Here is a 5,297-nt window from a genome sequence, read left to right on the forward strand (position 1 = left end):
TGACGCGGCGCGGCATGCTCGGGCTCGGGCGGCGGCGTCATCTGCGCCTGCGCGAACGCGCCGAACGCGCGCAGCGTGGAGAGCGTCGCGCGCTGCACTTCGAGCGCCTGGATCGCCGACTGCAGCATGCTCAGATTGAGCTTGAGCCACTGCTCGACGGCGCGCAGATCGGTGATGCGCTTGTCGAGTTCCTCGATGTTGGTCAGCGGCGTCATCATGTCGGACATCATCGAAAGCGACGGCCCGAGCCCCTGCCCCGCGCCCGGCTCGCTGCCGGGAAACGCGCTGCCGAACGGCGTGAGGCGCATCATCCCCCACATGCGGTCGAGCATTTCGGCGGGCGGAAAACCGGGAAAGCCCGGGAACGGCGGAACGGCGCCTGCGGAATCGGTCATGCGGATCTCCCTCGCTTGGATGAATGGACGCGCGCGCGGCGCACGCCCATCGCTACTGTTACGTACGGCGTGGACAGCACGTTTCGATCATACCGCGCACGTGAGCATCGGTAATGCGCCGACAACACGCCGACACCTTATACGCCGCGCCGCTCGAATGACCCATCAGAACGGATCGCCGCCCGGAAAGTCCGGCGCGCGACGCTCGCGCAGCGACTGCACGCCCTCGCGCACGTCCGGCCCCGAGAAGCCCATGAATTCGAGCGCGAGCGAGGTATCGAAGTTCGGTCCCGCTTGCCGCAGCCAGTTGTTGAGCGCGTACTTGGTCCAGCGCAGCGCCGTCTGCGAGCCGCTCGCCAGCCGCTTCGCCACCTCGAACGCCTTCGGCAGCAAGTCGTTTTCGTCGACGGCCAGCGACACGAGCCCGATGCGCTCCGCCTCCTCGCCGCTCACCGGCTCGCAGAGCAGCAGGTAATACTTCGCCTTCGCCATACCGCACAGCAGCGGCCAGACGATCGCAGCGTGATCGCCGGCGGCCACGCCCAGTCGCGTATGCCCGTCGATGATGCGCGCGCTTTTCGCGGCGATCGAAATATCGGCGAGCAGCCCCGCGACGAGACCCGCGCCCACGGCCGGTCCGTGCATCGCCGAGACGATCGGCTTGCTGCAATTGATAACGTTGTAGACGAGATCGCGCGCCTCGCGCCAGACACGCGCGCGCACGTCGAAATGCAGCGCCATGTCTTCGACGAGCGCGAGATCGCCGCCCGCCGAAAAGCCCTTGCCCTCGCCGCGAATCACGGCCACGCGCGCGTCCGGATCGCGGTCGACGTCGCGCCAGATTTCGGCGAGTTCGCGATGCATGTTCGCATCGGCGGTGGCGAGGCCGCTCTTGTTCGTGCCTTCGCCGCTCATCACGATCTCGACGATGCCGTGCGGATGCCGACGCACCTGCAGGGCGTGATAGCGGGCGTAAAAGGTGTCGTTCATGGGCCGCTCCTTGCTGATCTTGCTGATTTATTTCGGATTACCAATTTACTCGACAACTGCTGCGTACACGCCTCAATGCGGCTGCCAGATCCATTTGCCGTTTTCGATTTCGACCATCACGCGCGCGCGGGCGTCGAGGCCGAGGTGATCGGTCGTGCTCATGTTGACGACGCCATTGGTCGTCTGCAGACCGCGCGTGGCTTCGATGGCGTCGCGCAGCGCATGACGGAACGCACGCGTGCCGGGCGCCGCCGACTTCAGCGCGACGGGAATCGCGCTGTCGAGCAGCAGGCCCGCGTCCCACGCATAAGCGCCGAACGCCGACACCGATCCCGCGCCGTATCGCGCTTCGTAACGCGCGATGTAGTCGAGCGCGAGACGCCGCTCGGGCCGGTTGTCGGGCAGTTGCGCGGCCACCAGCACCGGACTCGCGGGCAGGAACGTGCCGTTGCAGTCGGCGCCGCACACGCGCAGGAAATCGCGATTGCCGACACCGTGATTGTGATAGACGAGGCCCGTGTAGCCGCGCTCCTTGAGCGCCTTCGGCGGCAGCGCGGCGGGCGTGCCGGCCGCGCCCACCACCACGGCGTCGGGCTTCGCGGCGACGATGCGCAGTGCCTGCCCCGTCACGCTCGCATCGGTGCGATTGAAGCGCTCGTTCGCGACGACGCGAATCCCGTGCGCCTGCGCCGCCTTCGCGACTTCGGCGTAGAACGCGTCGCCGAGCGCGTCGGCCTGACCGATGTACGCGAGCGTCTTGACGTTGTGCGCGGCGGCGTGTTCGGCGATCGCGCCCGCCATCATCGCGTCGGTCTGCGGCGTCTTGAACATCCAGTGGCGCTTGTCGTCGACGGGCTCGATGATCTTCGCCGACGAGGCCAGCGAGATCGTCGGCGTTTCGCCTTGCGCGATCACGTCGAGCATCGCCAGCGTGTTGGGCGTGATCGACGAACCGATGATCGCGTCCACGTGCTGCTCGTCGATGAGCTTCTTGGTGTCCTGCACGGCTTGCGTCGTGTCGGACGCATCGTCGAGCACGATGTACTGCACCTGCTGGCCCGCGATCTGCGTGGGCAGCATCGCGGCGGTATCGCGCGCCGGAATGCCGAGCGACGCGGCCGGGCCTGTCAGCGAAAGCACGAGACCGATCTTGATCTGCGCGAACGCGAGCGAAGGCAGCGCGAACAGCGCGAGCAATGAAAGCGGCGGGATAAAAAACGCAAGAGGCGAAACGACGGACGCCACGGAAAAGCGGCGGGTGCGAGAGCGCGGCATGGTGTCTCCGGTCGATCGCGCGGCAGCCTCGCGGCGGCGCGGATCGCGTGATGTTCGACGAGCGTATTCTGCGTACGGCTTCGATGCGGCTACGGCTTTTCCAGCGTGTTCTACAGCCTTGCTCTACGACATTGTTCTACCGCGCGCCGCGCGAGGCGGCGCACGCTTCAGCGCGTTTGCCAGCGCGTTTGCCAGTGTAGCCGCACGCGGCGCGCGCGGCATCCGGCGAAACCCTTTCAGGCGCCCGGCATGCGCCGACGCGCGCTCACTCGCCGCCGAGCGGCGCGACGGCCTGATCGATCGCGCCGAAGATCGACTTGCCCGCGTCGTCGAGCATCTCGATCTTCACGGAATCGCCGAACTTCATGAAGCCCGTGCTCGCCTCGCCGTGCTCGATGGTTTCGAGGCAGCGCTTCTCGGCGATGCAGCAGTAGCCGCGCTTCGCGTCCTTGTTCGAGACCGTGCCCGAGCCGACGATCGCGCCGGCGCGCAGGTTGCGCGTCTTCGCCGCGTGCGCGATCAGCTGGCCGAAGTGGAACACCATGTCGGTGCCCGCGTCGGGCTGGCCGACCTTCTTGTTGTTCCACCAGACCAGCATCGGCAGATGCACGCGGCCTTCGCGCCAGTGCTCGCCGAGTTCGTCGGGCGTGACGAAGACCGGCGAAAACGACGTGGCCGGCTTGCTCTGGAAGAAGCCGAAACCCTTCGCGAGTTCGGCGGGAATCAGGTTGCGCAGCGACACGTCGTTGACGAGGCCGACGAGGCGCACGGCCTTGAGCGCTTCGTCGGCGCTCGCGCCCATCGGCACGTCGCCGGTGATCACCGCCACTTCCGCTTCGAAGTCGATGCCGAAAGCTTCCGAGGCGCACACGATGTCGTCGGTCGGGCCGATGAAATCGTCGCTGCCGCCCTGGTACATGAGCGGATCGGTCCAGAACTCGGGCGGCATCTCCGCGCCGCGCGCGCGCCGCACCAGCTCGACGTGGTTCACGTACGCCGAGCCGTCGGCCCACTGATAGGCGCGCGGCAGCGGCGCCATGCAGTCGCGGGCGTCGAAGCTGAAGGTGTTGCGGGCGCGGCCCTGGTTGAGCGCTTCGTAGAGATCGAGCAGTTGCGGCGCGTAGAAGCGCCAGTCGTCGAGCACGCGCTGCAACGTGGGCGCGATCGCATCGGCGATGGCGGCGCTGCGCAGGTCGCGGGAAACGACGATCAGCTGGCCGTCGCGGGTGCCGTCCTTCAGCGTGGCAAGTTTCATGTGGTGAGGCGTGGATGACTATAGAGGAAATGTATTCTACGATGGTGAATCGGCGCGACCCAAGCAGCGCGCCGGTTTGCCTGACACGTTGCTTGTCCGTTGCCTGAATCCGCCGCGCCCCGATCCGCCCCGACGACCGCCTCACGCACCTCGACACCTTCATGCCGAAGTCCCCCCGCACCGCGCTCAGCGCCCACACTCTCGCCGCATCCACGGCCCTCGCCGACACCGATGCCGATCTCGACGACATCAACGAAAGCGCGGAACACGGCGAAGGCGGCGAGGAAAAACTGCGCTCGGGCATCCAGTCGATCGAAGTGGGTTTCCGCCTGCTCGAGGTGCTGACGAACGAGCCGCGCGCGATGATGCTGCGCGACCTCGCGCAACGCGCGGGCATGAGCCCGGCGAAGGCGCATCGCTATCTCGTGAGCTTTCTGCGCCTCGGCATGGTCGCGCAGGATCCGCTGTCCGGGCGCTACGAACTCGGCGGTTTCGCGCTGCAACTCGGCCTCGCGCGGCTCGCCCGCGTGGACGGCGTGAAGCTCGCGCGCCTCGCGCTGGCCGAACTGCGCGACGCGCTCGACATCACCGTGGGCATCGCCGTGTGGGGCAACCAGGGGCCGACCGTCGTGCACTGGCTGGAATCGACGCATCCGGCCAAGGCGTCGCTCAAGCTCGGCGACGTCATGCCGATGCTCAGCTCCGCGACCGGCCTGCTGTTCGCCGCCTATCTGCCGCGCAGCAAGACCGCGCCGATGATCGAGCGCGAACTGGGCAGCGCGCAGCACTTCTCGTACGGCTCGACGCCGCGCACGGCCGACGAACTCGAACGCGCGCTCGCCGACGTGCGCGAGCACGGCGCGGCGCGCGTCGAAGGCATGCTGCTGCCGACCATCCACGCGTTCTGCACGCCGGTGTTCGACGCGAGCGGCGAACTGGCGCTCGGACTGATCGCGCTCGGCCACGAAGGGGCGTTCGATATCGGCTGGAATGGCGCAGTGGATACGGCGCTGCGTGCGTGCGCCGATAAACTCTCGTACGAATTGGGGTACAGCCCCGTGGAACGCTGACGGAACGGCGGCACGCGGCGCGCGCGCGGGGTGAGCTTTTGTTCGCACTGGCGCGCCTTTTTGCAGCGTGTGGGTGCGACATGTCACAGTAACGCCTGCGACTCACCCCATCCCAACCCAACGCTCCGATGTCCACCTCCGCCACCGAAAACCGCCGCAACCCCGCCGGATCGCGCCCCTGGCGCTGGGTGGCCGTGTTCGTCGCGGTGACGGTGCTGCACTGGCTCGCCGCCGAGTGGTTCGAGCGTCATCACGGCGCGCCGCCGTCGGCCGAGAAAGTGCATGTGCCCGTGCAGGTGCGTCTGCTCAAGA

At 67.5% G+C, this 5,297-nt stretch carries 5 protein-coding genes and 1 pseudogene; 2 read left to right on the forward strand and 4 right to left on the reverse strand.

All coding sequences use genetic code 11. The features are described 5' to 3' along the window. The 4 genes from G3N97_RS35960 to G3N97_RS35975 all read right to left on the reverse strand — a co-directional run. The coding region (locus G3N97_RS35960; RefSeq protein ID WP_346778171.1) for a PhaM family polyhydroxyalkanoate granule multifunctional regulatory protein at positions 1-395 on the reverse strand (395 nt) is incomplete at its 3' end. 165 nt (positions 396-560) lie between these two features. Further along, positions 561-1,385 (reverse strand): enoyl-CoA hydratase/isomerase family protein, encoded by an 825-nt coding sequence (locus tag G3N97_RS35965; RefSeq protein ID WP_205997571.1) that lies wholly within the window; start codon positions 1,383-1,385, stop codon positions 561-563. A gap of 72 nt (positions 1,386-1,457) precedes the next feature. Beyond that, a complete protein-coding gene (locus G3N97_RS35970; RefSeq protein WP_205997572.1) occupies positions 1,458-2,660 on the reverse strand; it encodes an ABC transporter substrate-binding protein in 1,203 nt (400 codons plus the stop codon). 265 nt (positions 2,661-2,925) lie between these two features. Next, positions 2,926-3,915, reverse strand: a complete 990-nt coding sequence (locus G3N97_RS35975) for a fumarylacetoacetate hydrolase family protein (protein ID WP_205997573.1) — start codon at positions 3,913-3,915, stop codon at positions 2,926-2,928. A gap of 161 nt (positions 3,916-4,076) precedes the next feature. Between G3N97_RS35975 and G3N97_RS35980 the strand changes: the two genes are divergently transcribed. Together G3N97_RS35980 and G3N97_RS35985 are read left to right on the forward strand one after the other, a co-directional pair. After that, the gene (locus G3N97_RS35980; RefSeq protein WP_205997574.1) at positions 4,077-4,985 is read left to right on the forward strand and encodes an IclR family transcriptional regulator; all 909 of its coding nucleotides are present in this window, start codon (positions 4,077-4,079) and stop codon (positions 4,983-4,985) included. A gap of 128 nt (positions 4,986-5,113) precedes the next feature. Beyond that, positions 5,114-5,297, forward strand: a pseudogene (locus G3N97_RS35985) (DUF3108 domain-containing protein); the annotation flags it as partial.

Origin of the sequence: Paraburkholderia sp. Ac-20347 (genome assembly GCF_017104805.1) — a bacterium.
In the GTDB taxonomy this organism is placed as follows: domain Bacteria; phylum Pseudomonadota; class Gammaproteobacteria; order Burkholderiales; family Burkholderiaceae; genus Paraburkholderia; species Paraburkholderia tropica.

Excerpts from the sequence above, each read along its gene's own strand:
- G3N97_RS35965 (WP_205997571.1), bottom strand. The coding sequence starts at position 1,385 with ATGAACGACACCTTTTACGCCCGCTATCACGCCCTGCAGGTGCGTCGG.
- G3N97_RS35970 (WP_205997572.1), bottom strand. The coding sequence starts at position 2,660 with ATGCCGCGCTCTCGCACCCGCCGCTTTTCCGTGGCGTCCGTCGTTTCG.
- G3N97_RS35975 (WP_205997573.1), bottom strand. The coding sequence starts at position 3,915 with ATGAAACTTGCCACGCTGAAGGACGGCACCCGCGACGGCCAGCTGATC.
- G3N97_RS35980 (WP_205997574.1), top strand. The coding sequence starts at position 4,077 with ATGCCGAAGTCCCCCCGCACCGCGCTCAGCGCCCACACTCTCGCCGCA.